Source organism: Devosia sp. LjRoot16 (genome assembly GCF_964252795.1).
Classification (GTDB): domain Bacteria; phylum Pseudomonadota; class Alphaproteobacteria; order Rhizobiales; family Devosiaceae; genus Devosia_A.
The window spans coordinates 55,404-78,518 of record NZ_CAXUPH020000007.1 but is presented as its reverse complement, the minus strand read 5'-3'; the positions used below and the strand labels follow the sequence as shown (position 1 = coordinate 78,518).

Genomic DNA, 23,115 nt, shown 5'->3' with positions numbered 1-23,115 from the left:
GCACTGACTAATTTGAGTCCAGAGTGGGCGGAGCTGTGCACAGATTTTGACCACTGGAACTGCATGGTGAAAGTTTGAGCACAGGTCACCGACCGCTCCGTGATCCTCCCCGCGTGGCGGGGGAGGGGGACCGCCGAAGGCGGTGGAGGGGGCGGCAAGACTCGCCGGCTTGGGCTCCCCCCTCCACCAGCTTCGCTGGTCCCCCTCCCCCGCCACGCGGGGGAGGATTACTGCACCGCCGGTGCTAAGCCGCCTCAACAAACCGATGCCGTTCATACAAAAACTTCAGCACCGCCTCGCGGCACTTGAGATAGGTCCGGTCACCGGCCAGCTCGAGCCGCCGGCGCGGTCGGCCGAGCGGCACAGCGAGCACTTCGCCGATCCGCGCCGCCGGCCCGTTGGTCATCATCACGATCCGGTCCGAGAGCAGCACCGCCTCGTCGACATCGTGGGTGATCATGATCATGGTGTTGTGGAGCCGCTCGTGGATCTCCATCACCGCATCCTGCAGGTGCGCCCGGGTCAGCGCGTCGAGTGCCCCGAACGGCTCGTCGAGCAAGAGGATCTTCGGCTCCATCGCCAGCGCCCGGGCAATGCCGACGCGCTGCTTCATGCCGCCGGAAATCTCCGCCGGCCGCTTGTCCCGGGCATGGCCCATCTGCACCAGGTCGAGATTGTGCATGATCCACTCATGCCGCTCGGCCCTCGACTTCTTGCCGCCGAACACCTTGCTGACCGCCAGGTTGACATTCTCATAGACCGTCAGCCAGGGCAGCAGCGAATGGTTCTGGAACACCACTGCCCGCTCCGGCCCCGGCCCGCTCACCACTTCCGAGCCAAGGACGATCGCGCCCGAGCTCACCTCGGTCAGCCCGGCGATCAGGTTGAGCAAGGTGGACTTGCCGCAGCCCGAATGCCCGATGATCGAGATCACCTCGCCCTCGGAAATCTCCAGCGAAATGTCCTTCAGCACCTCCGAGGTCACCCCGTTGCGCTCGAAGCTTTTGTCGACGTGTTCGATCTTGAGATAGCCAGTCATGTTCGGGTCCCTCAGTTCGCGGCCGTGCCGCGGGTGATGAAGGCGCCGAAGCCGGCAACCAGGCGATCGAGCATGAAGCCGATCACGCCGATATAGACCAGCGCCACGATGATGTCGGGCAGGCGCGACGAATTCCACGCATCCCAGATGAAAAAGCCGATACCGACCCCGCCGGTGAGCATTTCCGCCGCGACGATGGCGAGCCAGCTGAGCCCGATGCCGATCCGCAAACCGGTGAAAATGTACGGCGCCGCGGCCGGCACCATCACCTTGAAGAAGAACTCGATCGGGTTGAGCCGCAGGATCGCCGCGACGTTCCGGTAGTCGTTCGGGATGTTCCTCACGCCCACCGCGGTGTTGATGATCACCGGCCACACCGCAGTGATGAAGATGACGAAGATCGCCGAGGGGTGGCTATCGCGGAACGCCGCCAGCGACAGCGGCAGCCAGGCCAGCGGCGGCACGGTGCGGAGAATCTGGAAGATCGGGTCGAGCCCGCGCATCGCCCACACCGATTGTCCGATAAACGCCCCGACCGCGACGCCGACCAGCGCGGCGAGGCCGAAGCCGACAGCGACCCGCTGCAGCGAGGCGAATACTCGCCAGGCCAGCCCGATATCGCCATTGCCATAGTCGAAGAACGGGTTCCAGATCAGCTCGCCCGCCTGCTCCCACACCACCGAGGGCGGCGGCAGCGAGGCGCCCGGGGTCGAGCAGGCGATCTGCCAGATCAGCAGGATCAACAGGATAACGATCAGCGGCGGCACCACGGAGCGCGCAATGCCGGTGACCAGCTTCTTCAGGTCGATCCTGCGGTTGCCTGGTTGCGCCGGAAAGGCGAACACCTTCGCCTTCTTGGTCGGCGCGACGGTTTCGAACTGGGCCTCTGCACTCATGCTCGCGGGGTCCGTTACTGAATGAGGGAAAAAAGTGGCGCCGAGCCGGGTTGGACCCGGCGCCAGTCAGGGCTGGAGCGCTTTCAGGAAAAGTTGCAGACTTTTCCGGTTCGAAAGCGCGACCACTAAGCAAGTCAACCCAGAGCGGTGATCGCCAGGCTCTCGAGATACGCAGACGGGTTTTCGGGGTCGAACACCTTGCCGTCGAAGAAGGTCTCCGGCCCGCGCGAGCTTGAAGCCGGGATGTCGGCCGCCGCGACGCCGAGTGTCTTGGCCGCATCGCGCCACAGGTCCTCGCGGTTCACCTGGTCGACCAGCGCCTTCACGTCGGTTTCGGCCGGCAGGTACCCCCAGCGGATATCCTCGGTGAGGAACCACGCATCGTGGCTCTTGAACGGATAGGACGCATGGTCCTTCCAGAACTTCATCTCGAGCCCGGTGGCGGTGACGACCCGGCCATTGCCGTAATTGATGTCGCCCTTCAGCCGCCCCAGCACATCGGCCGGCGGCACGTTGAACCAGCCGCGCTTGCCGAGGATCTGGCTCAGCTCTTCCTTATTGGCCATGTCGTCAGCCCACTGCGCCGCCTCCATCACCGCCATCAGGATGGCGCGGGTGGCGATTGGGTTCTTCTCGATGAAATCGTTCCTGAGCCCCAGCGCCTTTTCCGGGTGGCCCTTCCAGAGCTCACCCGTCGTCGTCGCGGTAAAGCCGATGCCCTGGTTGACCAGTTGCTCGTTCCACGGCTCGCCGACGCAGAAGGCGTCCATGTTGCCGACCTTCATATTCGCCACCATCTGCGGCGGCGGCACGGTGATGGTCGAAACTTCGGTATTGGGGTTGATGCCGCCGGCGGCGAGCCAGTAGCGGATCCAAAGGTCATGCGTGCCGCCGGGGAAGGTCATCGCCACGGTGACTTCCTTGCCTTCGGCCTTGCGCTTGGCGAACACATCCTTCAGCGGCGAGCTGTCGAGCCCGACGCCGACATCCTTGTAGGCCTGCGCCACCGAGATCGCCTGGCTGTCGAGATTGAGCCGCGCCACGATCGACATCGGCAGCGGCACGTTGTTCTGCGTCACCTTGCCGGTCGAGATCAGGTAGGGCATCGGCGTCAGGATATGCGCCCCGTCGATGCCGTTGGCGGCGCCGCCCAGCACCAGGTTGTCGCGCGTCGCGCCCCAGCTGGCCTGCTTCAGCACTTCGACATCGGGCACGCCATGCTTGGCAAAGAGCCCCTTCTCTTTGGCAATGACCAGCGCCGAGGCGTCGGTCAGGGCGATGAAGCCGAGCTTGGCGCCGGTGACTTCAGGGCCCGCGCCTTGGGCAAAGGCGCCGGAGGGGAACAGGGTTTTGGCCGCCACGAGCGTTGCCGCGGTGGCCGTAGTGCCCGCGAGGAAAGCCCGGCGGGTGAGGAGGGAGGTGGTGGTCGATTTGGTCATCAAGTCTCTCCGAGTGATGCGATCAAGCCGGCGCCCCGAAGTGCCCCTCGGCCCCAAAACAACAAGGCCGCCAACAGGTCTTGCACGCTGGTCCGGAGACCAGTGGGCGTTCCCGTTGGCGGCTTTGCCTGTCGTGGGGCGCCCACCGTTGGACGCCGAATGATCGCGATTTTGCGTTCGGAGAACACAATGCACGCGCCGTGCCAAACTGGATGACGGCGATAAGTGATGGTGTTTCAGATGGTTAGGCGTGTGGTTAGAAATTGGGCAGGAGCGTATTTTGCCTAATTTGAATCCATCACCAACTGCTATGCGACAATTATGGGCATATTTCGTGTTTGCTCATTTCGTAATCGTAGTTGCGCCCGGTGTCAGCAGTCGGCGCACCCTCTCCCGCCTGCGGGAGAGGGGGGACCAGCCGAAAGGCTGGTGGGAGAGGGGTGCCACAAACACTGGCCCCTGCCCCATCTGCTTACGATCAGTGCGTGGGGCACCCCCCTCCCACCACGCTTTCGCGTGGTTCCCCCTCCCCCGCAAGCGGGAGAGGGCACGCCGACTGCCGGCTTCAGCGGAAAACCCGATAGGCGCAGACGGGAGAGGGCGCGCCGATTGCCGGCGTCGGCGAGAAAGCTAAGACAGCCGGATTACCCGCGCTGCCCCTCAATATACACCTCGACCTGGTCCGGATCGAACTGCACCCCGTCGAAGAACCCGTCCGGCCCGATGACCAGCGTCCCCGCTGTCGAGGGCACCTCGGTCGGGGCCGCCAGCAGCCCCTCGACCTTGCTGTCGGCGAGCGGCATCGGCACCCCGAGCGGCGCCAAGGCCGCGCGATAGACATCCGGACGGAAGGTCATTGCCGCGGCACGCGCCCGCTCGGCTTTGTGCTCGACTTCGCCCCAGCGCACCATCTGGCTGTAGAACCAGGCGGCGTGGCTGGTCCATGGGAAGTTGGCTGCCCCGGCATAGGGGACGAAGTGCTCCGGCACGCTCGCCGCCACCCCACCGCCGATATCGAACGCACCGCTCAGCGCCGGCAGGATCAGCTCGGCCGGCAGCCCGAGATAATGCGGCGCCGCCATGATGGCGGCGATCTCTTGATGGTTGGCGCTCTCGCCGCACCACACGGCCGCATGGTGCACCGCCCGGATCAGCCCGGCGACGATCTCGCTATTGGCCTCGGCCCAGTGCGCCCGCATGCCGATCACCTTGTCGGGGCTCGAGCGCCAGATCGCGGCCTTCACCGTAGCGATATGCGCCCCGGCATTCTTCACCCCCACCGTGTTCCACGGCTCGCCGACGCAATAACCGTCGATCCCACCCGACCCGAGCGCTTCGGGCAGGAGCGGCGGTGGCAGCACCACAATCTCGATATCGCGCTCCGGCACGATGCCGCTCGCCATCAGCCAGTAGCGCAGCTCGTAATTATGCGACGAAGTCTGGTGCACCACGCCGAACCGCAGCTTCTGCTGCGACGACGCGACCACCTGCTTGAGCGCCGCGCCGACCGGCCCGGCCGCCAGCGTCGCCGGCGCGCCGGCATCGGCGAGCCGCGCCCAGAGTGCGGCGCTCACCGTCACCCCGTTATTGCCCAGCCCCAGCATCATCGGGGTGATCATCGGCACCGATAGCGGGTTGAGCCCCAGCGTCGCGGCGATCGGCATTGGCGCCAGCATCTGGGCGAAATCGAAATGCCCCAAAGCCGCTCGGTCGCGGATATTGGCCCAGGAGGTCTCCTTGACCAGATGCAGGTCCAGCCCCTCGGCCGCCGCGAACCCCTTCTCGCGTGCCAGCACCAGCAGCACGCTATCGAGCAAGGGCAGGAAACCGGCGGAGAGGGCAATGAGCGACATGATTATTCCTCTGGGCCGAGCAGGCTGTCGGCCGTCACCAGGCTTTGGGCAATATCGACGATGCGGCGGTTCTGGTTCATCGCGGTCTTGCGCAGCAGCTTATAGGCATCCGCCTCGCTGAGGCCGCGCGTCCTGAGCAGGATCGCCTTGGCCTGGTCGATGACCTTGCGATCCTCGAGTTCACTGCGCGCCTGCTCCAGTTCCCGCGTCAGCCGGGCGAAGGCGTTGAAGCGGCTCACCGCCATGTCGAGGATCGGCTTCACCCGCTCCTTCTTCAGCCCGTCGACCACATAGGCCGAGACCCCCGCCTCTACCGCCGCCTCGATCGCCGAAGCGTCCGAGCGGTCGACAAACATGGCGATCGGCTTTTTCAGCGCCCGGCTCAGCGTGAAGAAATGTTCCAGCCGGTCGCGGTTGGGGTTCTCGAGGTCGATCACCACCACGTCGGGCATGTCGCGCTCGATGACGCGCGCCACCTCGTTGATCTCGTTGACCACGGTGACCCGGGCATGCCCGGCCTCACGCAATCCGTCCTCGATGATCGAGGCGCGGATGCGGTTCTCGTCGATCACCAGAATGGCGAGGTCTTGCACCGGCATGGGGTGTTATCGGCATGTTCGAGCTGCACAATCAAGCGCCGCTTTCGCAACCCTGCCCATCATTTCAGCGGCGATTTCTGAATTCCATTTGACTTAATAAATTCGTCGTCACAGTCTCCCCGCCAGCCTAGGAGGGACGCCTTGGGCCTGAGGGGGACGAACCAGGAATTCGGACGGCCGTACAACCGGCGCATCGTCCTTGAAGCCATCCGCGCGACTGGCCCGACCACCCGTGGCCGCATCGCAGCGGAGGTCGGCCTTACCGTGCAGACCGTCTCCACCATCATCCGCGAGCTCGAAGAGCAGGGTTACATCCTCTCCAACCGCGAGGAACCGCGCGGCCGCGGCCTGCCGCCGACGACGCTGCGCATCAACCCCGAGGGCGGCTACGCCATCGGGGTCTACATCACCCCGCTCGGGCTCGACGCGGCACTGATCAACCTCGCCGGCGACGTCGTCGGCTCGGTCCACAGCAATGCCGCCCGCAGCAGCCCGGACGAAGCCTTCACTCTGATCGGCAGCATGGTCACCGAACTGCGCGCCCCGCGTGGTGGCGCCCGCATGCTCGGCGTCGGCCTGTCGCTGCCCGGCCCGTTCGGCGTCGAGTCGATGAGCTTTGTCGGCCCCACCACCATGGTCGGCTGGGGCAATGTCGCGCTGCGCGAACGGCTCGCCGAAGTCACGGGCCTGCCCGCCTTCATCGAATCCGATATGGCCGCCGCCGCACTGGGCGAGCGGCTCTATGGCCGTGGCGCCGAGTTCGCCGATTTCTACTACCTGTTCATCGGCGTCGGCCTCGGCGGCATCATGGTGCACGAGGGAGTGGGACAGCGCGGCGCCTGGGGCAACGCCGGCGAGATCAGCCACATCCCCATCGTTCCCGATGGCGAACTCTGCCCCTGCGGCAATCGCGGCTGCCTCGAACGCTATGTATCGCTCGAAGCCTTCAACCGGCGGGGGCTCGGCGAGGCCGCCTATGCCGACGCCATCGGCCCGCAACTGCGCGCCGCCCTCATCACCATCGAGAACCTGTTCGATCCCGAGACGGTGATTCTTGGCGGCCTGGCGCCGCCGAGCCTCAGCGCCGAGCTCGCCCGCGTCGCCGCCAACCTGCCCAATTCGGTCTCGGCTCGCCACGACCGCAAGGCGCCACGGCTGATCATCTCCGATGGCGGCCCGCACACCGTGCTGCGCGGCGCGGCGGCGCTGGCGGTGGCCGGCGTGCTCTCGCCCCGCTTCGGCCAGCTTTTCGCTCCCGGCCAAACCCAGCTCAAGGGACTTGCCGCATGACCAGCTTCGCCCCCCTGCTCGTCCTCGACGACATCAGGAAGAATTATGGCGCCATCGAAGCGCTGAAGAGCATCAGCTTCACCATCGGCAAGGGCGAAGTGGTGGCGCTGCTCGGCGACAATGGCGCCGGCAAATCGACCCTGGTGAAGATCATCGCCGGCGGGCTCGAACCCACCTCCGGCCGGATGACCTTCGACGGCCGCGACTTCCTCGCCAAATCGCCCTCGGAGGCCAAGGCCGCCGGCATCGAGACGGTCTACCAGGACCTGTCGCTCGCCACCAATGTCGATGTCGTCGCCAACTTCTTCATGGGCCGCGAGCTCACCAGGAAGGTGCTCGGCATGTCGGTGCTCGACGAGAAAGCCATGGAGGCCGTCGTCGCCAAGGCGCTCGCCAGCGCCGGCACCAAAATCCCCTCGCTCCGCACCAAGGTCGAGCACCTCTCGGGCGGCCAGCGCCAGGCCATCGAGCTCAACCGGTTCGTCCATTGGGGCGGCAAGCTCGTTTTGCTCGACGAACCCTTCGCCGCGCTCGGCGTCGAGCAGACCCGCCGCGGCCTCGAGATGATCCGCGCCGTCGCCAACCAGGGGATCGGCGTCGTCATCATCACCCACATCATGCAGCAGGCCTTCCAGGTCGCCGACCGGATCGTGGTGATCCGCCAGGGCGTCGTGGCCGGCGATGTTGCAACCAAGGATACGAGCCCCGATGCGGTGGTCAACATGATCACCGGGGAAACCCTGGCCGCTGCCGGAGCGGCCGGTTGAGGGGCAGAACAGGGAAATCCGGCACCAAGGAGCGAACGAAATGAAGCGAATACTTCTATCCGTCTTCGGCGTTCTGGCAGTGGCTCTGGCCCTGCTGACGCCGGCCTTCGCCCAGACCAAAGGCAAGGTCTACTACCTCGTGCCCACCCTGCTCGACGAGTTCCAGACCGGCTCGGTCTCGGCGCTGGAAATGTTCCTGAAGCAGGTCGGCTATGAGATGCAGACCCTCAATGCCGACAACAAGACCGACGTCCAGCAATCCCAGATGAACGACGTCATCGCGCTGAAGCCGGCGGCCATCATTCTCGCCGCCGTCGATTTCAATGCGCTGAAGCCCTCGATCGAAGCGGCCATGGCCGCCGGCATCCCGGTGGTCGAGTTCGACCGCCAGATCACCTCGACGCCGTCGTCCTTCACCTCGGTCGCCGGCACCGTCGAGATCGGCTATGTCGCCGCCGAGGTGGTCGAAGGCCTCCTCACCAAGAAGAACGGCGCCGTGAAGGGCAAGGTGCTGCAGGTGCTCGGCGATCCGGGCGACCCCTACACCCTCGATATCCAGAAGGGTTTCGAGGAGAAGATGGCGGCCTACCCTGACGTCAAGATCATCTCGCTGCCGGCGCTCGGCTGGGCCGCTGATGCCGCGGGCACCATCGTCAACGACCAGCTGCTGGCCAACCCCGATATCGACCTGATCTTCAACCACGCCGCTCACCTTTCGGTCGCCGCTGCCGCTTCGCTGGAAGCTGCCGGCAAGAAGCCGGGCGACGTGCTGATGCTGTCGTCCAACGGCGCACCGGTCGGCCTCGACCTGATCCGCAAGGGCTGGATGCAGGCCGAAGTCGAGCAGCCGCTCTACGCCCAGGCTGCCGCCGTCGCCATGTTCATGGACAAGATCGTGAACAAAGAGGAGATCAAGGCCGGCTCATATGACGTGCTGGGCCTGCCCTCCACCGTGACGATCGAAGCCTGGGGCCCCAATATCAAGATCCCCGGCGCCGCCATCACGGCCGAGAACATCGACAACCCGGCCTTCTGGGGCAACCTCAAGCCCCCGACGGATACCGTGAAGTCGGTGGAGTAGCGAAGCACCGCAGTCGGGCACCCTCCCCCTCGCGGGGAGGGTAGTGAAGCTGGGAGCGAAGCGACCTAGCGGAACTAGGGTGGGGGGTGCCCCACGCCAGGACCGTGCCTGCCTCGCACCCACCCAAGCTGCGCTAGCCCGCAAGTGCGGCCAAGCTCCGCTACCCTCCCCGTCCAGGGGAGGGTAGCCCGACTGCAACATCAGTTCGAAACCGAGCGATCCTCTCAATGAACCCCAACACCCGCCGCGCCCTCGAGTTCATCCTCGATAACCTCGTCTGGTTCATGCTGCTGTTCGTGCTGCTGGTGTTCTCGATCTTCGTGCCGAACTACTTTCAGCCCGGCATCTTCGCCAACATCATCGAGGCCTCCTCGGTGCTCGGCGTCATGTCGATCGGCCTCGCGCTGGTGATCATCGCCGGCCACATGGATCTGTCGGTCGAATCCGTCGCGGCGCTTTCCGCCATGGCGGTCGGCATCGTCTTCTGCTCGGCCGGTATCGGCATGGGCGTAGAGCTCACGCCCGACTGGCTCGGCGTTCCGGTCTCGCTGCTCATCGCGCTGGCCGTCGGCAGCGCCATCGGCGCCTTCAACGGCCTGCTGATCGTCAAGCTGAAGATGAACGCCTTCATTGTCACCCTCGCCTCCTATATCTGGGTGCGCGGCGTGGTGCTGGCGCTGTCCGGCGGCCGCTCGGCGCAGGACCTGGCGCCCGCCATTCGCTGGTTCGGCGTGCAGCGCCTGCTCGGCCTGCCGCTCACCGCCTGGATCGCCATCCTCTGCTTCGTGGTGTTCTCGCTGATCATGGCCAAGAGCCGGTTTGGCCGGCACCTGATCATCATCGGCGGCAACCAGAACGCCGCCTTCCGGGCCGGCATCAAGGTCGACCGCATCCTCATCACCTCGTTCGTGCTCGCCGGCGCCATCGCGGCGCTCGCCGGCTGGCTGCTCGCCATCCGCACCTCAGGCGCCACCGCCAATCTCGGCATGGGGCTGCTGTTCAACGCCTTCGCCGCGGTGGTGATCGGCGGCGTCAGTTTGAAGGGCGGCGTCGGCGCGCTGCCCGGCGTCTATGCCGGCGTGCTGCTGCTCTCGGCCATCAACACCGCCATCAACCTGATGGGCCTGCCCGCCACCTCCACCCAGGTGATCCATGGCCTCTTGGTGCTCGCCGCCGTGCTCCTCGACACACTCAAACTCTCGATCAGGCAAAAACTCGCATGACCAAACGACTTCAAGGCAAGACCGCGCTCGTCATCGGGGCGGCGCGCGGCATCGGCAAAGCTATTGCCGTCCGCTTCGCCGAAGAAGGCGCTAACCTCATTGTCGCCGACACCGAGCGCGAGGCCGGCGCAGCCACCGCAGCTGAGCTCGGCGCGCCCTTCATCTTCACCGATATCTCGAAGCTCGCCGACGCCGAGGCCGCCGTCGCCCTGGCGCTCGAGAGCTATGGCCGGCTCGATATCCTGGTGCAGAACGCCGGCATCTACCCCTGGCAGCTGCTCGAACAGACTTCCGTCGACGACTGGGATCGGGTCATGGGGGTGAACCTGCGCGGCAGCTTCATCGCGGCGCGTGCCGCGCTCACCCCGATGAAGGCGCAGGGCTATGGCCGCATCCTCTTCACCTCGTCGATCACCGGCCCGCATGTCACCAGCCCCGGCCACGGCCACTACTCGGCCACCAAGGCCGGCATCAACGGCTTGATCCGCGCCGCGGCGCTCGAATTCTCCGGCTACGGCATCACCGTCAACGGGGTCGAACCCGGCAACATCCTCACCGAAGCGGTGCAGCAGCACCGCTCACCCGAGTTCCTCAAATCGATGGAAGACGCCATCCCCCTCGGCCGCCTCGGCAGCACCCGCGACGTCGCCAACGCCTTCCTGTTTCTGGCATCGGACGAAGCCAGCTACATCACCGGCACGACGATCATCGTCGATGGCGGCCAGCTGCTGCCCGAGGGGAACGACTTCAGGATCATGCCGGATCGGGATTAGCCGGTGCGTGGGGCCACCCCCACCCTTGATCCCTCCCCACAAGGGGGAGGGAGACGCTTTCTGCGGCTTCGGTTCAATCGTCTCCCTCCCCTTGATGGGGAGGGCAGCGCAGCTTGGCGGCTCAGCCGCCTAGCGAAGCTGGGTGGGGTGGGGCCGCTCGCGCAACCGGTAGTCCCTACAGCCCCACCACCATGAACGTCGTGTGCCGCGGCAGCACCGGGTCCTTCAGCACCTCGAACCCGAGCTTCCTGTAAAAGCTCTGCGCGCCGCGGTTCACCGGGCTCACCTGCAGGTGCATGCCCCGCGCCCCGGCCCGCTTCAGCTTTGCCATCACATGCTCCATGCCGCGCCGGCCGATGCCCCTGCCGCGGGCCTCCTCGAGCAGGTCGATATGGCCGTGCGCCGGATAGCGGTGCAGCACTTCGGGGTAGACGAATTCCGGGCGATGGATCGCGTATCGGGCCCAGTCGCTGCCCTGCCACCGGCTCTCGTCCGGCCCCGGATCGGCGAGCCGCGCTGCCAGCGGCGGGAACCACTCCGCCCCCATCCGAGCATAGATCCCCGGCGTATCCGGCGCCCCGAAAATGTAGCCGCAGACCCCGTTGGGCCCATCAACCACGAAGGCAAAATCCGGCTCGTACACCTGGTAGGGCACGGCATAGATCAGCCCGAGCAGATCCGGATCGTCCTCGCGCGCGGTCGCGTCCTTGCCGCTGTCGCCAGTCCTGAGGCACACCATGTTGAGTGCCGCATGGTCCTCGGCCAGCGCCCCGCGGAGCCGGTAGCCGCCGCCGAAATCAAGCACCATGCCGGTAGCGCCCGCTGCCGTCGCGCGGCAGCAGCTCCTGCACCGCCACGGTGAAGCCCTGCCGGTAGAAATTGTAGATCCGCTCCTTGTCGGGGAAGTCGGCGCCGCGCGGCGGATCGCCGGCCAGCCAGTCGAGATAGGTGACGAGATGCGTCATCTCCTCGCGCGCTTCCCACAAATAGGGGTGGAAGGCATAGAACAGGTCGCGGTTCTCGAGCTCGGTCATCCGGTGGAACAAGGCGGTGATGCGGTCGCGGAACTGCACCAGCGCCTCGTGCCCATCCTGCCAGCTCTCGTTGCGCACGTCGGGCCGCTTCTCGCTCATCAGCCGGCGCGCCGATTGCAGCAGGCCCTCGACCTGCGGCCCGCAGCGGAACGGCTGGTAGAACAACTCACCCAGGAGCCGGATCTCTTCCACCGTCAGCGTCTCGGTCTGCCCGGTAAAGGCCAGCCGGAAGCGCGGCTGCCAGGCCTTCAACGCCAGCGCGAAGGCCGAGGCCTCGTCGTCGGAGCCGGCGGCAAAGGCGCCGGTCGCGTGCACGGGCACGAAGTTCGCCTCGAACTCGTTATTGGGGTTGGTGATGATCCCGTCGATCAGCGGCAGGATATCGGCGTGCCGGCCGCCCAGCGGTCCGGCATAGACGCGGCGGATATCGTAGTCGTTGGCGTGGAAATTCTCCCAGATCACCGGCTTGCGCCGCAGCACCCGGCCGACTTCGATGAGGCTCTCGGCGCTGATGGTCTTCGAAACAATATCCGGCCCGGTCCAGAACACCCCGATCTCCGGGTGGAGCTCCGCTCCGATGCTGTTGAGATAGGCTGAGCCCGGCACGTCATGCCCGGCGAACGCCGCGCAATATTCGGTCGGGCAGAACAGCACGGCTGCTCCGGGAACCCGCGCCTTGACGTGCTTGAACGCCTCGTTGGCGAAATAGCTCTGCGCCGCCGCGAAGGAGGGGAAGGCCCGCTCGTCGGCCGGCATCATGGTGCGTGGGATATCGTCGAACAGCAGCGCGAAATGCGTCACGCCGAGGTCCAGGAGCTGGTCGAGCCGGCGCTTCAGCGCCTCGAGGTCGCTTGCGTCCGAGTAGACGACATCGAGACACGGGGCGATCGCCACCATGAAAATGAGCTGCCGCGCCCGTGCCGCGTCGACCAGCTCCTGGAGAGCTGCGGCTTCCGCCGCGTTGTAGAGTTCGCGCCAGCGGGCGCGGATCTTGATGTCGTCCTTGGGCCCGTAGACGAAGCTGTTCATCCCGGCATTGGCGATCCAGTCGAGCATCTCGATCCGCTGCAGATGCGTCCACGCCCGGCCGTAAAAGCCTTCGATGACGCCCGAGAGGAACGTTGTCGGCACCTTGGCGCGCCCCGCCCCTTGTCGATCCGGCTGATCCAGCAGCACATCCAGCGACCAGCCGGAAAGCCCCGGCGGCGATGCGGTGACACTCGGAAAGTCGTGAACAGTTCCCATCTGGTTCAGTCCATCGCTGTTGCGGTGAGCCCGGCGATCACATGCCGTTGCAGGATGAAGTAGAGGATCAGGATCGGCACGGTGGTGATGGTCAGGGCTGCAAAGACCAGTGAGTAGTCGGTGCTGTGATAGCCCGAGAACCGCACCAGTCCGACCGGCAGGGTGCGCTGCGCATCGTCGGTGATGAACAGCAGCGCGAAGAGCAGCTCATTCCACACGCTGATGGTGTTGAGCACCACCATGGTCAGCATCGCCGGCCACACCATCGGCACCGACACATGCCAGAAGATTTCCCAGGTATTGGCGCCATCGAGCCGCGCCGCTTCTTCCATGTCGGGCCGGATCGAGATGAAATAGGCCCGCATCAGGAACACCGTGAAGGCCAGTTGCCAGGCGGCCCCCGGCAGGATCAGCGCCCAGGGGGTATTGAGCAGATGCATGTCGCGCAGCTGCGTAAACAGCGCAATGGCGACCGAAGGCGGTGGCAGCAGCAACCCGATCAACAGGATCCGGTACATCAGCTTGCGGCCCGGAAACTCCAGCCGGGTGAAAGCGAAGGCGGCCGCCGTGGCGAACAGCACGCACATGCTCACCGCGACCAGCGTCACGAACACCGAGTTGAGGTAGAGCGTCCCGAGCCCGCCGACCTGCCAGGCCTCGATGAGGTTCTCCCAGCGCCACTGCGCCGGCAGCGCGAAAGGCGAGCGGAAGATCTCGCGGTTGGATTTGAACGACGAGTAGACCATCCAGATCGCCGGATAGAACATGACGAGGACGATCGCGCCGGCCACCCCGAACTGCAGCCATTCGGCCGTGCTGCGACGCCGTTCAGTAGCGCGTGACATTGCCGCGCTCCGAAATCTTGAGATACCCAATCGAGATCAGCGAGACGACCAGCGTCAGCACCACGGTGAGCGCCACGCCATAGCCGATCTGGTTCTGGTCGAAGGCCTGCTTGATGATCCAGGTCGCCGGCACTTCCGTCGCTCCGAACGGCTGCCCGTTGGTCATGGTGAAGAACAGGTCGAACCCGGCAAAGCCGCCGGTCACCGCGAGGAGGATGCAGACGATGACGTTCTGCTTCAGCATCGGCAGGGTGATGGCGGTGAACTGCTGCACCCCATTGGCGCCGTCGAGCCTTGCCGCCTCGTAGAGGTTGCGCGGAATGCGCCGGAGCGCCGCAAAAAAGATCACCATGTAGAAGCCGGCATATTTCCAGCCCGAGACGATGCAGATGAAGAGCAGCGCCGTCTCCGGCTGCGCGAGCCATGGCTGCGCCCAGTCGCCGAGCCCCACCGAGCGCAGCGTCGAGTTGAGCAGCCCGGTGCGGTAGTCGAGCACGAACTTCCACAGGACGCCCGCCGCCGACATCGACAGCACCACCGGCGCAAAGAACATGCCGCGCATCAGCGAGAAGCCGCGCCGATCGGAGTTGAGCAGCACCGCCATCACCAGCCCGAACGTCACCTCGAAGACGAGGGTCGCGGCGATGTAGAGGACGACATGCACGAACGACATCAGGAATGTCGGGTCGGTCAGCGCCCGGGCGAAATTGGCGAACCCGGCCCAGCGCGGCGCGCTGAACCCATCCCAGAAGGTGAAGGCATAATAGACCGACGCGCCCAATGGCAGCAGCACGAAGGTCGCGAATAACAGCATCGCAGGCGCCGCGAACAACAGGTTCGCGGCGCCGGTGCTGATAGGGGCCGAGCGGTCTTGCAAAATATGGCGCCGGTTACTGCTTGCCCATGGCGGCGAGCGTCTCGTCGAGCCAGACCAGCGCGTCCTTGGCGCTCTTTTCCCCCGAGGCGGCAAAGGCGGCAGCCTGGTAGAAGGCCTCGGCGACCGGCACCGGATACTTGTTGTCCGGTGGCGGCACGATGCCCGAGGCACCGCTCATCAGCGCCAGCATCGCCTGGGTCTGCTCGTCGAGCTTGGCCTTGTCGCTGACCCCCTGCACCGGGCTCATCTGGCCGCTCTCGGCCCACTTGATCTGGCTGGCCTCAGAGGTCAGGAACTTGAGGAACTTGATCGCTTCGACCGGGTGCGGTGCGTTCTTGTGGACGACGAGACCGGTGATGGTGCCGATCACGCTGTTGGCCAGCGGATGGGCCGGGTCGATCACCGGGGTGTTGAACTGGCCGTATTCGAAGCCCTCGTCGGCGAGGTTGGCGGTCTCCGACACCAACCACGAGCCGATCGGGTGCATCACTGCGCCTTCCTGGAAGAACGTCGCCATCGCCGGGTCGGCGCCGAGCGCCTGCATGTCCTTGTTGAAGGCCCCGACATCGTGGAGGCCGACCAGGAGGTTCAGCGCCTTCTCGAACTCGGGGGTGTTGAACGGCGCTTCCTGCTTGAAGGCGGCGATATAAGCGTCCGGCGGCACCACCATGGCGGCGATGTGGCCGGCCCAGTTGCCCAGCGGCCAGAACTCGTTATTGCCCTCGACGATCGGCGTCTCGCCCGCCTCGGCCAGCGTCTTGTTGAGCGCCACGAACTCGTCCCAGCTCTTGGGCGGCGTCAGGTTGTGCTCGGCGAATATCTTCTTGTTGTACCAGATGGTGTTGGTCAGATCGAGCGACAGCGGCACCAGGTACGGCTTGCCGTCGACCATGGTGCCGGCGCCGTCGGTCCACACGGCCGGCGAGAAGCTATCCTTCCAGCCATCGGCGGCCATCGCTTCGCTGAGGTCATAGGCATAGCCGGCGGCAACATCGCGCTGCACCGGGAAGCCCGCCCACTCGAAGAAGATGTCCGGAACCTCGTTGCTCTTCAGCTGGGTGATCAGCCCCTGGTTGGAATACTGATCGTCGTCGAAGACGATCTCCTTGATCTTGATGTCGGGATTGGCCGCCTGGAAATCGGCAATGATCGAATCGAGCGCCTCGCGGCTCGCCCCGCCGGTGATGGAGTGCGTGAAGCGCACTTCGGTCTGCGCCATCGCGGCCGTGCTCAGCAGCAGCAATGCGGTCGCTGTAGTCAGCGCCAACCTTTTGGTCGTCAGCGCCAATCTTTTGGCCATCATCGGTAACACCCTGTTTTCGCCCCAAATCTCTTGGCAGCTATCTCCCCTGCCAACTGGTATGTTATTGGTTTAAACCAGTTTGTCCAGCGCTCAAACTTCCGGCGAAGTTCCGCGCTAAGGCGCTTGCAAGTTTCCGCGCAAGCCGCTTGCAAACGCCAGTCCAAAATCATACCAGTTGCGCGAGAACAACCACGGCTCACTGGTCGGAGGACGCTTGGACTTTTACGCGGCGGTACGCGAACGGATGGAGGCCCGGCATGGCCCCTTGGGCGAGCGCCTGCGCAACGCGCTGACCGCCGTGCTCGATTCTGGCGCCATCGCCCCGGGCGAGTCGCTGCCCTCCGAACGCGAAATGGCCGAGGCGCTCGCCGTCTCCCGCTCGACCCTGCGCCAGGGGCTGAAGGAACTGGCCCAGCAGGGCATCATCGCCACCCGGCCGGGGGCCGGCACCGTAGTGATCGGCCGCATTCCCAAGGCGCTGTCGCAGCTCTCGGGCTTCACCGAAGACATGCGCCAGCGCGGGCTCGAGCCGACCTCGCGCGTGCTCGAATGTTCGATCGGCCGGGTCGGCGCCGATGCTGCCTTTCGCACCGGCTTGCCACTCGGCTCCCCCATTCTCACGCTGGTCCGCCTGCGCCTTGCCGGCGGCGAGGCCATCGCGCTTGAGCGCGCCGTGGTGCCGGTCGAAGCGGTGGGCGCCGATTACGATGGCTCCGGTTCGCTCTACGAACGCATGGACGCACGCCACGCCCGGCCACACCGCGTGCTGCAGAGCCTCTCGGCCACCGAAGCCGACGAGGCGCTCGCCGCGCACCTGGGCATCCGGCCCGGCGCCGCGGTGCTCGAAGTTTCACAGCTCGGCTACGGCCTGTCCGGCACCGTCGTCGAGGATGCAATGACCTGGTATCGCGGCGATCGGTACAAGTATGTCGGCGAGATCAGAGGCTAGAATGACCACCCCGCGCCAGCGCTATCGCGACCAGCTCGCCATCATCTTCGACCGCATCCTCGGCGAGCAGTCCGCTGCCCTCGACGCGGCCCGTGACGCCGTCGCCACGGCGCTCGGCACCGACCACCTGGTCTATGTCGCCGGCTCCGGCCACTCGCATCTCATCGCCGAGGAAGCCTTTTACCGCGCCGGCGGCATTGCCGCGGCGCAGGCCATTCTCGATCCCGACCTGATGCTGCACCTCGGCGCCGAGCGCTCCACCCTGCTCGAGCGCGAAACCGGCCGGGCCGAACGGGTCCTCGCCGACTATCCGGTCGAGGCCGGCGACGTGGTGTTCATCGCATCCAATTCCGGGCGCAACGCCTATCCGATCGAAATGGCGCTCGCCTGCAAGGCCCGCGGCGCCACCACCATCGCGCTCACCTCGCTGCGCCACGCGCGCGCCATCACCTCGCGCCACGACTCGGGCAGACTCCTCTATCAGGTGACCGATCTCGTCCTCGACAATGGCGGCGAATACGGCGATGCCGCTCTCAGTGTCGGTAACGACATCCGCATGGGACCGACCTCGACCATCGCAGGGGTGTTCATCCTCAACGCCGTGCTGGCAGAAGCCGTCGACCAGCTGTCGCATAACGGTGTCGATGTTGACGTTTATCAGAGTGCAAACATGCAGGGCGCCGAAGCCGCTGCAGAGGAAATGATCCGCCGGTGGCAATCGCGGATCAGGGGGCTGTAGGGTCGTCCGGGCAGGCGACTCTACAGCCTCGACCGTTCTAGCCGGGGCGTGGCGCGGTAATAGAATACCGCGAAATCTGCTGACCTCAGCTGTCAGCAGCCCGGCGGCAAGGTTGGGCGTCAACCAAGGAGACGTCCCATGCCCGTCCAGCACCTCAACCCCGAGACGCTGCATTCCAATCCGGTGTTCACCCAGGCTATCCTGGTGCCGTCAGGCGCGCGCACCCTGCTGATCGGCGGCCAAAATGCCGTCGACCGGCACGGCCACCTGGTCGGCAAGGGCGATGTCGTCGCCCAGTCGACGCAGGCGCTCGGCAACCTCAAGGCGGTGCTCGACGCCGCCGGAGCCACACTCGAGGATCTCGTGAAAGTCACCGTCGTCATCGACCAGCACGCCGATCTCCGCGCTGCCTTCGGCGCGTGGATGAACTTCTGGGGCGCCCGCGGCAACCCGCCCACCGTCACGGTGCTGCGCGTCGCCGGCCTCGCCAACCCCGATTACCTGATCGAGATCGAGGCCCAGGCGGTGCTCGCATGAGCCCGGCGCTGCGGCCATTGCGCAAGCGCGAGGAGATGCCGGACTTCGTCCGCGACGCGCTGGACCGCTCTGACCTCCGCGCCGCCTACGACGCCCGCCCACCCTACCAGCGCAACGATTACCTGCTCTGGATCAACAAGGTGAAGCGCGAGTCCACCAAGTACAAGCATCTCGCCCAGATGCTCGAAGAACTGGAGGTCGGCGGGGTCTATATGGGGATGAAGTGGAACGGCTGAGCGGGTCGGGCCGGCACAGACGGTGAGCTCCCCTCCCCCTTGAGGGGAGGGGAGCCCGCGGGCTGTGACAGAGAACAAATGTCACAACCGTCCCTCCCGCTTGCAGCCCGCGCCGCATCCCCCTACACCCTCCCGGACCAACTGGAGGGGCAGCAGTGGACTACGCGTTTGCATTCAAGCCGGGCGAGCTCGATCGCGTCGCGCACCTGCGCACCACCGACGGGACCCGCATCGATCCGAGCGCCAGGACGCTGGTGTTCTGGCGCGGCAAGCTGCTCGCCGATGCCGAAGGCCGCCCCGCTGCGGTGCCGCTCGATCACCCTGCCCTTTCGGACAGCCGGGAGGCGCCGCTCTTCGTTGGGCTGACGCCCGAGGGCCCGCGCTTTGCCGCCGACCTGCCGCTCTGGTCGCCGCCCGAGGACGCCACCACCATCGGCCAGTTCATCGACCAGACGCAGCAGGTCCACCCCGGCTTCCCCGAGATGAAGTTCGTGGAAATCCGCGGGCTGATGCCGACCCTTACTCGGCTCGAAGGCGAGAGCGTCGCCACCGGGCGCGCGTTGATCAGCTGGCATTCGAGCCACCGCTTCTGCGCCAATTGCGGAGCGCCGAGCGCCGTCGAGAGCAGCGGCTGGGTCCGCAAATGCCCGCAATGCGGCACGCAGCATTTCCCGCGCACCGACCCGGTGGTGATCATGGCCATCACCCGCGGCGATCTCTTGCTGCTCGGCCGCAGCCCGAGCTGGCCCGAGCGCATGTATTCGCTGCTCGCCGGCTTTGTCGAGCCGGGCGAAACCATCGAAGCGGCGGTACGGCGCGAAACGCTGGAAGAAAGCGCCATCAAGGTCGGCCCGGTCCGCTATGTCTCCTCGCAACCCTGGCCGTTCCCGATGTCGCTGATGTTCGGCTGCCAGGGCGACGCGCTGAGCGAGGCGATCACCATCGACCCGGTCGAACTCTCCGACGCCCGCTGGGTCACTCGCCGCGACGTGCTCGAAATCCTCGCCGGCACCCACCCCGAAATCAACCGCCCCCGCCCCGGCGCCATCGCCGGCGCCCTGATCGAAGCCTGGGCCCACGGGAAGCTGCTCGACCCGGATTATTGGGGGAATTGAGGGCAGGCTGGCACGCGAGCGGTCTCGCGTCCCCTCGCCCCTTTGGGGAGAGGGTTAGGGTGAGGGGTAGCCAAGCACACCGGCCGAGCAGTCGCCGCTGCAGCGCGAGAAGCAATCCCGGCGCGCTTGGCGCCCCTCACCCCAGCCCTCTCCCCAAAGGGGAGAGGGGGCGTTGTGGGACGGCCGGTGCTATTCGCTTCCCACCGCCTTCGTCGAAAAATGCACATACGGGAACAGCTCGGGCACGTGCGAATCCCACACCCCGTGCGCGCTCCAGGCCCAGCCGCCCGAATCCTCGGCGGGCTTGGCGGCGCGGTAGGTGTTGAAGCGCGAGAAATCCATCCGCCAGGTATCGCCGTCACGCGGCGGCAAAGCGCGGCCGTCGGTGGCGAGCCAGCCCAGGCTGGCCCAGGGAATGGCAATCTCCGCCGTCCAGCCGCGATCCCGGTCGGCATTGTCGTTGAGCGTCCCGTCGATCGACGCCGCGGCCCTCAGCCCCGGCATGTCCCAGCTGAACAGCCCGAGCCGCGTTCCCCTGGGATGCTTGTCGAACCCCACTCCGTTCCACGGTTTGGCGCCCGGTGCGCTGCGTGAAAACTCTGCCGCCTTGCTGAAGCCAGCCCGCTCATAGGCATCGTCCCAGACGAAGAAGGCCTCGTAGATCGTCCCCAGCGCGTTGAGTTCGAGCTCGTAATAGGCATCGGCGCCGGCGACGAACAGCTCGACGTCGTTCTCGCTCCAGATCAGCGCGTCGCGCTCGGTGAGTTTCGCCTCGACGAACGGCTCTTCTACCCAGAACCCGACATAGAGATGCGTGTCGTCCCACAGCACCGCGGCGCGCGTATCGTGCACCGTCGGCTTGCCGCTGATCAGGTCGACAAACCTGGGTGAGCGCGGCGCCAGCGCCCAGGCTGCTGCATCGAGCCGACCGTCGATCAAGGGTGGCTCGGGCACGCGATAGGCGGTGTAGTGCTGGATGCGCTTCTCGGGCCACGGGAACGGTGATGTCATGGCGTCTCGTAGCTCCCCGTCGGCGGATAGGCATGCACCCCGCCCTGCCAGTCCGACACCTTGTAAGTGTCTTCGCCCGTCGCCTCGACATTGCTCGCCGCGATCGGCGCCTTGCCGTAGCCACCGGGGATATCGAGCACATAGGTCGGCTGGCAGAGCCCTGACACCCGGCCGCGCAGGCTTTTGACCAACGCCTGCCCCTCGGCGATCGACAGTCGGAAATGCGCCGTGCCCGGCGCCAGATCCGGATGGTGCAGGTAATAGGGTTTGACCCGCATCTCGACGAAGCCACGCATCAGCTCGGCCAGCACGTCAGGGTCGTCGTTGATGCCGCGCAGCAGCACCGACTGGCTGAGCATCACCACGCCCGCATCGACCAGCCGCCCGGCCGCCGCCCGCGCCGCCGGGGTCAGTTCGCGCGGGTGGTTGGCATGCAGCGCCACATAGGTGGTCTTGCCGCTGGCCTTGAGCGCCGCGATCAGCTTGTCGTCGACCCGCTGCGGTTCCACCACCGGCACCCGGCTATGGAAGCGCACGATCTTGACGTGTGGGATGTCCTTGAGCCGGACCATCATCTCCTCGAGCCGCCGCGCCGACAACACCAGCGGATCGCCGCCGGTGAGGATCACCTCCCAGATCTCGGGATGGTTGGTGATGTAGCCGATGGCGGCATCCATCGCCTCGGGCGCCAGCGTCCCGAGCCCTTCCGGCCCGACCATTTCGCGGCGGAAGCAGAACCGGCAATAGACCGGACAGACATGCACAGCCTTGAGCAGCACCCGGTCGGGATAGCGATGCACAATCCCCTCGACCGGCGAGTGCGACAGGTCGCCGATCGGGTCGGCCCGTTCCTCCGGCGTGGTGCTGAGCTCAGCGATGTCTGGCACGAACTGCCGGGCAATTGGATCGTTCGGGTCCGCCCGGTCGATCAGCCCCGCCATGTCAGGCGTCACCGCAATGGCATAGCGCTTCGCCACCGCTTCGGCGTCGCCGAGGCGGTCTGCTCCGAGCAGGCCGGCCGAGACCAGGTCCTTCGCCGTCCGGATCGCGCGATCCTGTTTCATCTGTCGCCTCCGACCACCGGCACCCACAGGACATCCTCGATCCGCCGCGCCGCGACCGCCAGCATCACCAGCCGATCGAAGCCGAGCGCCACGCCGCTGGTTTCGTCCATCAGCGGCAGCGCCGCCAGCAAGTCTTCATCCAGCGGATAGGTTTCGCCATAGAGCCGTTGCTTTTCTTCCATCTCGGCGGCAAATCGACGGCGCTGCTCTGCTGCATCGGTGAGCTCACCAAAGCCGTTGGCCAGCTCCACGCCGCAGGCATAGAGCTCGAACCGCTCCGCCAGCCGCCGATCGTCTCCGGTCCGCCGCGCCAGTGCCGCTTCCGCCGCCGGGTAACGGTCGAGCACTGTCACCCGCCCCAATCCCAGGTTCGGCTCGACCTTTTCCACCAGCACGCGGCTGAACAGGTACGACCAGGTATATTCCCTCGGCACATCGAGCCCGATGCGCCGCATCTCGGCCGCCAGCGCCGCTGCATCCGTCTCGCCCGCCGCATTCATGGTCGCGAACAGGTCAACCCCGGCATAGCGCTCAAACGCCTCGACCACGCCCAGTCGCTCGGGCTCCGCGAACGGGTCGCACGCGCGGTCGCGGAACTTCAGCGCCGTCACGCCCGTCGTCTCGGCCGCAATCCGCAGCAGGTTGATACAATCAGCGATCACCGCGTCATACGGCTCCCCCGCCCGATACCACTCGAGCATGGTGAACTCGGGGTGGTGCAAAGCGCTCCGCTCGCGATTCCGCCACACGTGTCCGAGGCTGGCGATGCGCCGCTCTCCCGCCGCTAGGAGCTTTTTCATCGAGAATTCCGGCGAGGTGTGGAGATAGAGCGTCTCCCCCACCCCGTCATTGCCGATCGCCGTGGTGGCAAAGGCATGCAGATGCGTCTCGTTGCCCGGGCTGCGCTGCAGCCCCGGCGGGTCAACCATCAGAAAATCCCGATCGGCGAGATACTTGCGCACCGCCAGCTCGATGCGGTTGCGCGCCAAGAGCGCCGGACGCCGGTCGGCGTGCACCGAGGCCGTCCACCATGGGGAAACTGGCGGGACTGGTGAGGAGGCGGGCAAGGCTACGTCTTTCGGCTCGGGACTGGCGGTTTTCGCGGAATTAGGGTATCGGCGGCACCGATACATCAGATTAGCGCGTTCGGCCCGGCCTTTTGCTGCCGCTCTCTAGGCCCTCGCCAACCGTTGAACAAGG

The 23,115-nt window shown here is 66.0% G+C and carries 23 protein-coding genes; 10 read left to right on the top strand and 13 right to left on the bottom strand.

Annotated features, from left to right (window positions below):
• Nucleotides 1-244 precede the first annotated feature (244 nt).
• From ACSQ23_RS26930 to ACSQ23_RS26910, 5 genes are all read right to left on the bottom strand, one after another.
• A complete protein-coding gene (locus ACSQ23_RS26930) occupies nucleotides 245-1,039 on the bottom strand; it encodes an ABC transporter ATP-binding protein (RefSeq protein ID WP_436092514.1) in 795 nt (264 codons plus the stop codon).
• An 11-nt stretch (nucleotides 1,040-1,050) separates the two neighbouring features.
• Complete coding sequence (gene ntrB, locus ACSQ23_RS26925) at nucleotides 1,051-1,935, bottom strand: nitrate ABC transporter permease (RefSeq protein ID WP_436092513.1); 885 nt, start codon at nucleotides 1,933-1,935, stop codon at nucleotides 1,051-1,053.
• 134 nt (nucleotides 1,936-2,069) lie between these two features.
• Nucleotides 2,070-3,374 carry a CmpA/NrtA family ABC transporter substrate-binding protein gene (locus tag ACSQ23_RS26920; protein ID WP_436092512.1) on the bottom strand — a complete coding sequence of 435 codons (1,305 nt, stop codon included), beginning with the start codon at nucleotides 3,372-3,374 and terminating at the stop codon, nucleotides 2,070-2,072.
• A 644-nt stretch (nucleotides 3,375-4,018) separates the two neighbouring features.
• Complete coding sequence (locus ACSQ23_RS26915) at nucleotides 4,019-5,227, bottom strand: CmpA/NrtA family ABC transporter substrate-binding protein (RefSeq protein ID WP_436092511.1); 1,209 nt, start codon at nucleotides 5,225-5,227, stop codon at nucleotides 4,019-4,021.
• Between the two features lie 2 nt (nucleotides 5,228-5,229).
• Nucleotides 5,230-5,826, bottom strand: coding sequence for an ANTAR domain-containing response regulator (locus ACSQ23_RS26910; protein WP_055876888.1), 597 nt, complete (start codon nucleotides 5,824-5,826; stop codon nucleotides 5,230-5,232).
• A gap of 141 nt (nucleotides 5,827-5,967) precedes the next feature.
• Here ACSQ23_RS26910 and ACSQ23_RS26905 point away from each other — a divergent pair, with 141 nt between their 5' ends.
• The 5 genes from ACSQ23_RS26905 (at nucleotide 5,968) to ACSQ23_RS26885 (ending at nucleotide 10,960) form a co-directional block, all read left to right on the top strand.
• Complete coding sequence (locus ACSQ23_RS26905; RefSeq protein ID WP_436092510.1) at nucleotides 5,968-7,116, top strand: ROK family transcriptional regulator; 1,149 nt, start codon at nucleotides 5,968-5,970, stop codon at nucleotides 7,114-7,116.
• Nucleotides 7,113-7,883 carry an ATP-binding cassette domain-containing protein gene (locus ACSQ23_RS26900; RefSeq protein ID WP_436092509.1) on the top strand — a complete coding sequence of 257 codons (771 nt, stop codon included), beginning with the start codon at nucleotides 7,113-7,115 and terminating at the stop codon, nucleotides 7,881-7,883. The genes ACSQ23_RS26905 and ACSQ23_RS26900 overlap by 4 nt, the downstream gene beginning before the upstream one ends.
• 40 nt (nucleotides 7,884-7,923) lie before the next feature.
• Nucleotides 7,924-8,964, top strand: a complete 1,041-nt coding sequence (locus ACSQ23_RS26895) for a sugar ABC transporter substrate-binding protein (protein WP_436092508.1) — start codon at nucleotides 7,924-7,926, stop codon at nucleotides 8,962-8,964.
• A gap of 227 nt (nucleotides 8,965-9,191) precedes the next feature.
• Complete coding sequence (locus ACSQ23_RS26890; RefSeq protein WP_436092507.1) at nucleotides 9,192-10,187, top strand: ABC transporter permease; 996 nt, start codon at nucleotides 9,192-9,194, stop codon at nucleotides 10,185-10,187.
• Complete coding sequence (locus ACSQ23_RS26885) at nucleotides 10,184-10,960, top strand: SDR family oxidoreductase (RefSeq protein ID WP_436092506.1); 777 nt, start codon at nucleotides 10,184-10,186, stop codon at nucleotides 10,958-10,960. Before ACSQ23_RS26890 ends, ACSQ23_RS26885 begins: the two co-directional genes overlap by 4 nt.
• Nucleotides 10,961-11,135: 175 nt before the next feature.
• On the opposite strand, the gene ACSQ23_RS26880 is transcribed toward ACSQ23_RS26885, so the two are convergent.
• The 5 genes from ACSQ23_RS26880 to ACSQ23_RS26860 form a co-directional block, all read right to left on the bottom strand.
• A complete protein-coding gene (locus tag ACSQ23_RS26880; RefSeq protein WP_436092505.1) occupies nucleotides 11,136-11,768 on the bottom strand; it encodes a GNAT family N-acetyltransferase in 633 nt (210 codons plus the stop codon).
• Nucleotides 11,758-13,239, bottom strand: a complete 1,482-nt coding sequence (locus ACSQ23_RS26875) for a beta-N-acetylglucosaminidase domain-containing protein (protein WP_436092504.1) — start codon at nucleotides 13,237-13,239, stop codon at nucleotides 11,758-11,760. Before ACSQ23_RS26875 ends, ACSQ23_RS26880 begins: the two co-directional genes overlap by 11 nt.
• 5 nt (nucleotides 13,240-13,244) lie before the next feature.
• Entirely contained in the window at nucleotides 13,245-14,084 is an 840-nt protein-coding gene (locus tag ACSQ23_RS26870; protein ID WP_436092503.1) for a carbohydrate ABC transporter permease, read from the bottom strand.
• Nucleotides 14,068-14,898: a carbohydrate ABC transporter permease gene (locus ACSQ23_RS26865; protein ID WP_436092502.1), complete on the bottom strand. Its 831-nt coding sequence runs from the start codon at nucleotides 14,896-14,898 to the stop codon at nucleotides 14,068-14,070. The genes ACSQ23_RS26870 and ACSQ23_RS26865 overlap by 17 nt, the downstream gene beginning before the upstream one ends.
• Before the next feature lie 76 nt (nucleotides 14,899-14,974).
• Nucleotides 14,975-16,261: an ABC transporter substrate-binding protein gene (locus ACSQ23_RS26860; RefSeq protein ID WP_436092501.1), complete on the bottom strand. Its 1,287-nt coding sequence runs from the start codon at nucleotides 16,259-16,261 to the stop codon at nucleotides 14,975-14,977.
• A 217-nt stretch (nucleotides 16,262-16,478) separates the two neighbouring features.
• Between ACSQ23_RS26860 and ACSQ23_RS26855 the strand changes: the two genes are divergently transcribed.
• From ACSQ23_RS26855 to nudC, 5 genes are all read left to right on the top strand, one after another.
• Nucleotides 16,479-17,213: a GntR family transcriptional regulator gene (locus ACSQ23_RS26855; RefSeq protein ID WP_436092500.1), complete on the top strand. Its 735-nt coding sequence runs from the start codon at nucleotides 16,479-16,481 to the stop codon at nucleotides 17,211-17,213.
• A 1-nt stretch (nucleotide 17,214) separates the two neighbouring features.
• Nucleotides 17,215-17,952, top strand: coding sequence for a sugar isomerase domain-containing protein (locus ACSQ23_RS26850; RefSeq protein WP_436092499.1), 738 nt, complete (start codon nucleotides 17,215-17,217; stop codon nucleotides 17,950-17,952).
• A 138-nt stretch (nucleotides 17,953-18,090) separates the two neighbouring features.
• Complete coding sequence (locus ACSQ23_RS26845; RefSeq protein WP_436092498.1) at nucleotides 18,091-18,489, top strand: RidA family protein; 399 nt, start codon at nucleotides 18,091-18,093, stop codon at nucleotides 18,487-18,489.
• Entirely contained in the window at nucleotides 18,486-18,725 is a 240-nt protein-coding gene (locus ACSQ23_RS26840; RefSeq protein WP_436092497.1) for a YdeI/OmpD-associated family protein, read from the top strand. The genes ACSQ23_RS26845 and ACSQ23_RS26840 overlap by 4 nt, the downstream gene beginning before the upstream one ends.
• A gap of 155 nt (nucleotides 18,726-18,880) precedes the next feature.
• Nucleotides 18,881-19,840: an NAD(+) diphosphatase gene (gene nudC / locus ACSQ23_RS26835; protein WP_436092496.1), complete on the top strand. Its 960-nt coding sequence runs from the start codon at nucleotides 18,881-18,883 to the stop codon at nucleotides 19,838-19,840.
• A 189-nt stretch (nucleotides 19,841-20,029) separates the two neighbouring features.
• Here nudC and ACSQ23_RS26830 read toward each other — a convergent pair whose 3' ends face one another.
• From ACSQ23_RS26830 to epmA, 3 genes are read right to left on the bottom strand one after another with little or no spacing between them, the layout of a single operon-like run.
• Nucleotides 20,030-20,851, bottom strand: a complete 822-nt coding sequence (locus tag ACSQ23_RS26830; protein ID WP_436092495.1) for a carbohydrate-binding family 9-like protein — start codon at nucleotides 20,849-20,851, stop codon at nucleotides 20,030-20,032.
• A complete protein-coding gene (locus ACSQ23_RS26825; RefSeq protein ID WP_436092494.1) occupies nucleotides 20,848-21,915 on the bottom strand; it encodes a lysine-2,3-aminomutase-like protein in 1,068 nt (355 codons plus the stop codon). Before ACSQ23_RS26825 ends, ACSQ23_RS26830 begins: the two co-directional genes overlap by 4 nt.
• A complete protein-coding gene (gene epmA, locus ACSQ23_RS26820) occupies nucleotides 21,912-22,931 on the bottom strand; it encodes an EF-P lysine aminoacylase EpmA (protein ID WP_436092493.1) in 1,020 nt (339 codons plus the stop codon). The genes ACSQ23_RS26825 and epmA overlap by 4 nt, the downstream gene beginning before the upstream one ends.
• Nucleotides 22,932-23,115: the final 184 nt, after the last annotated feature.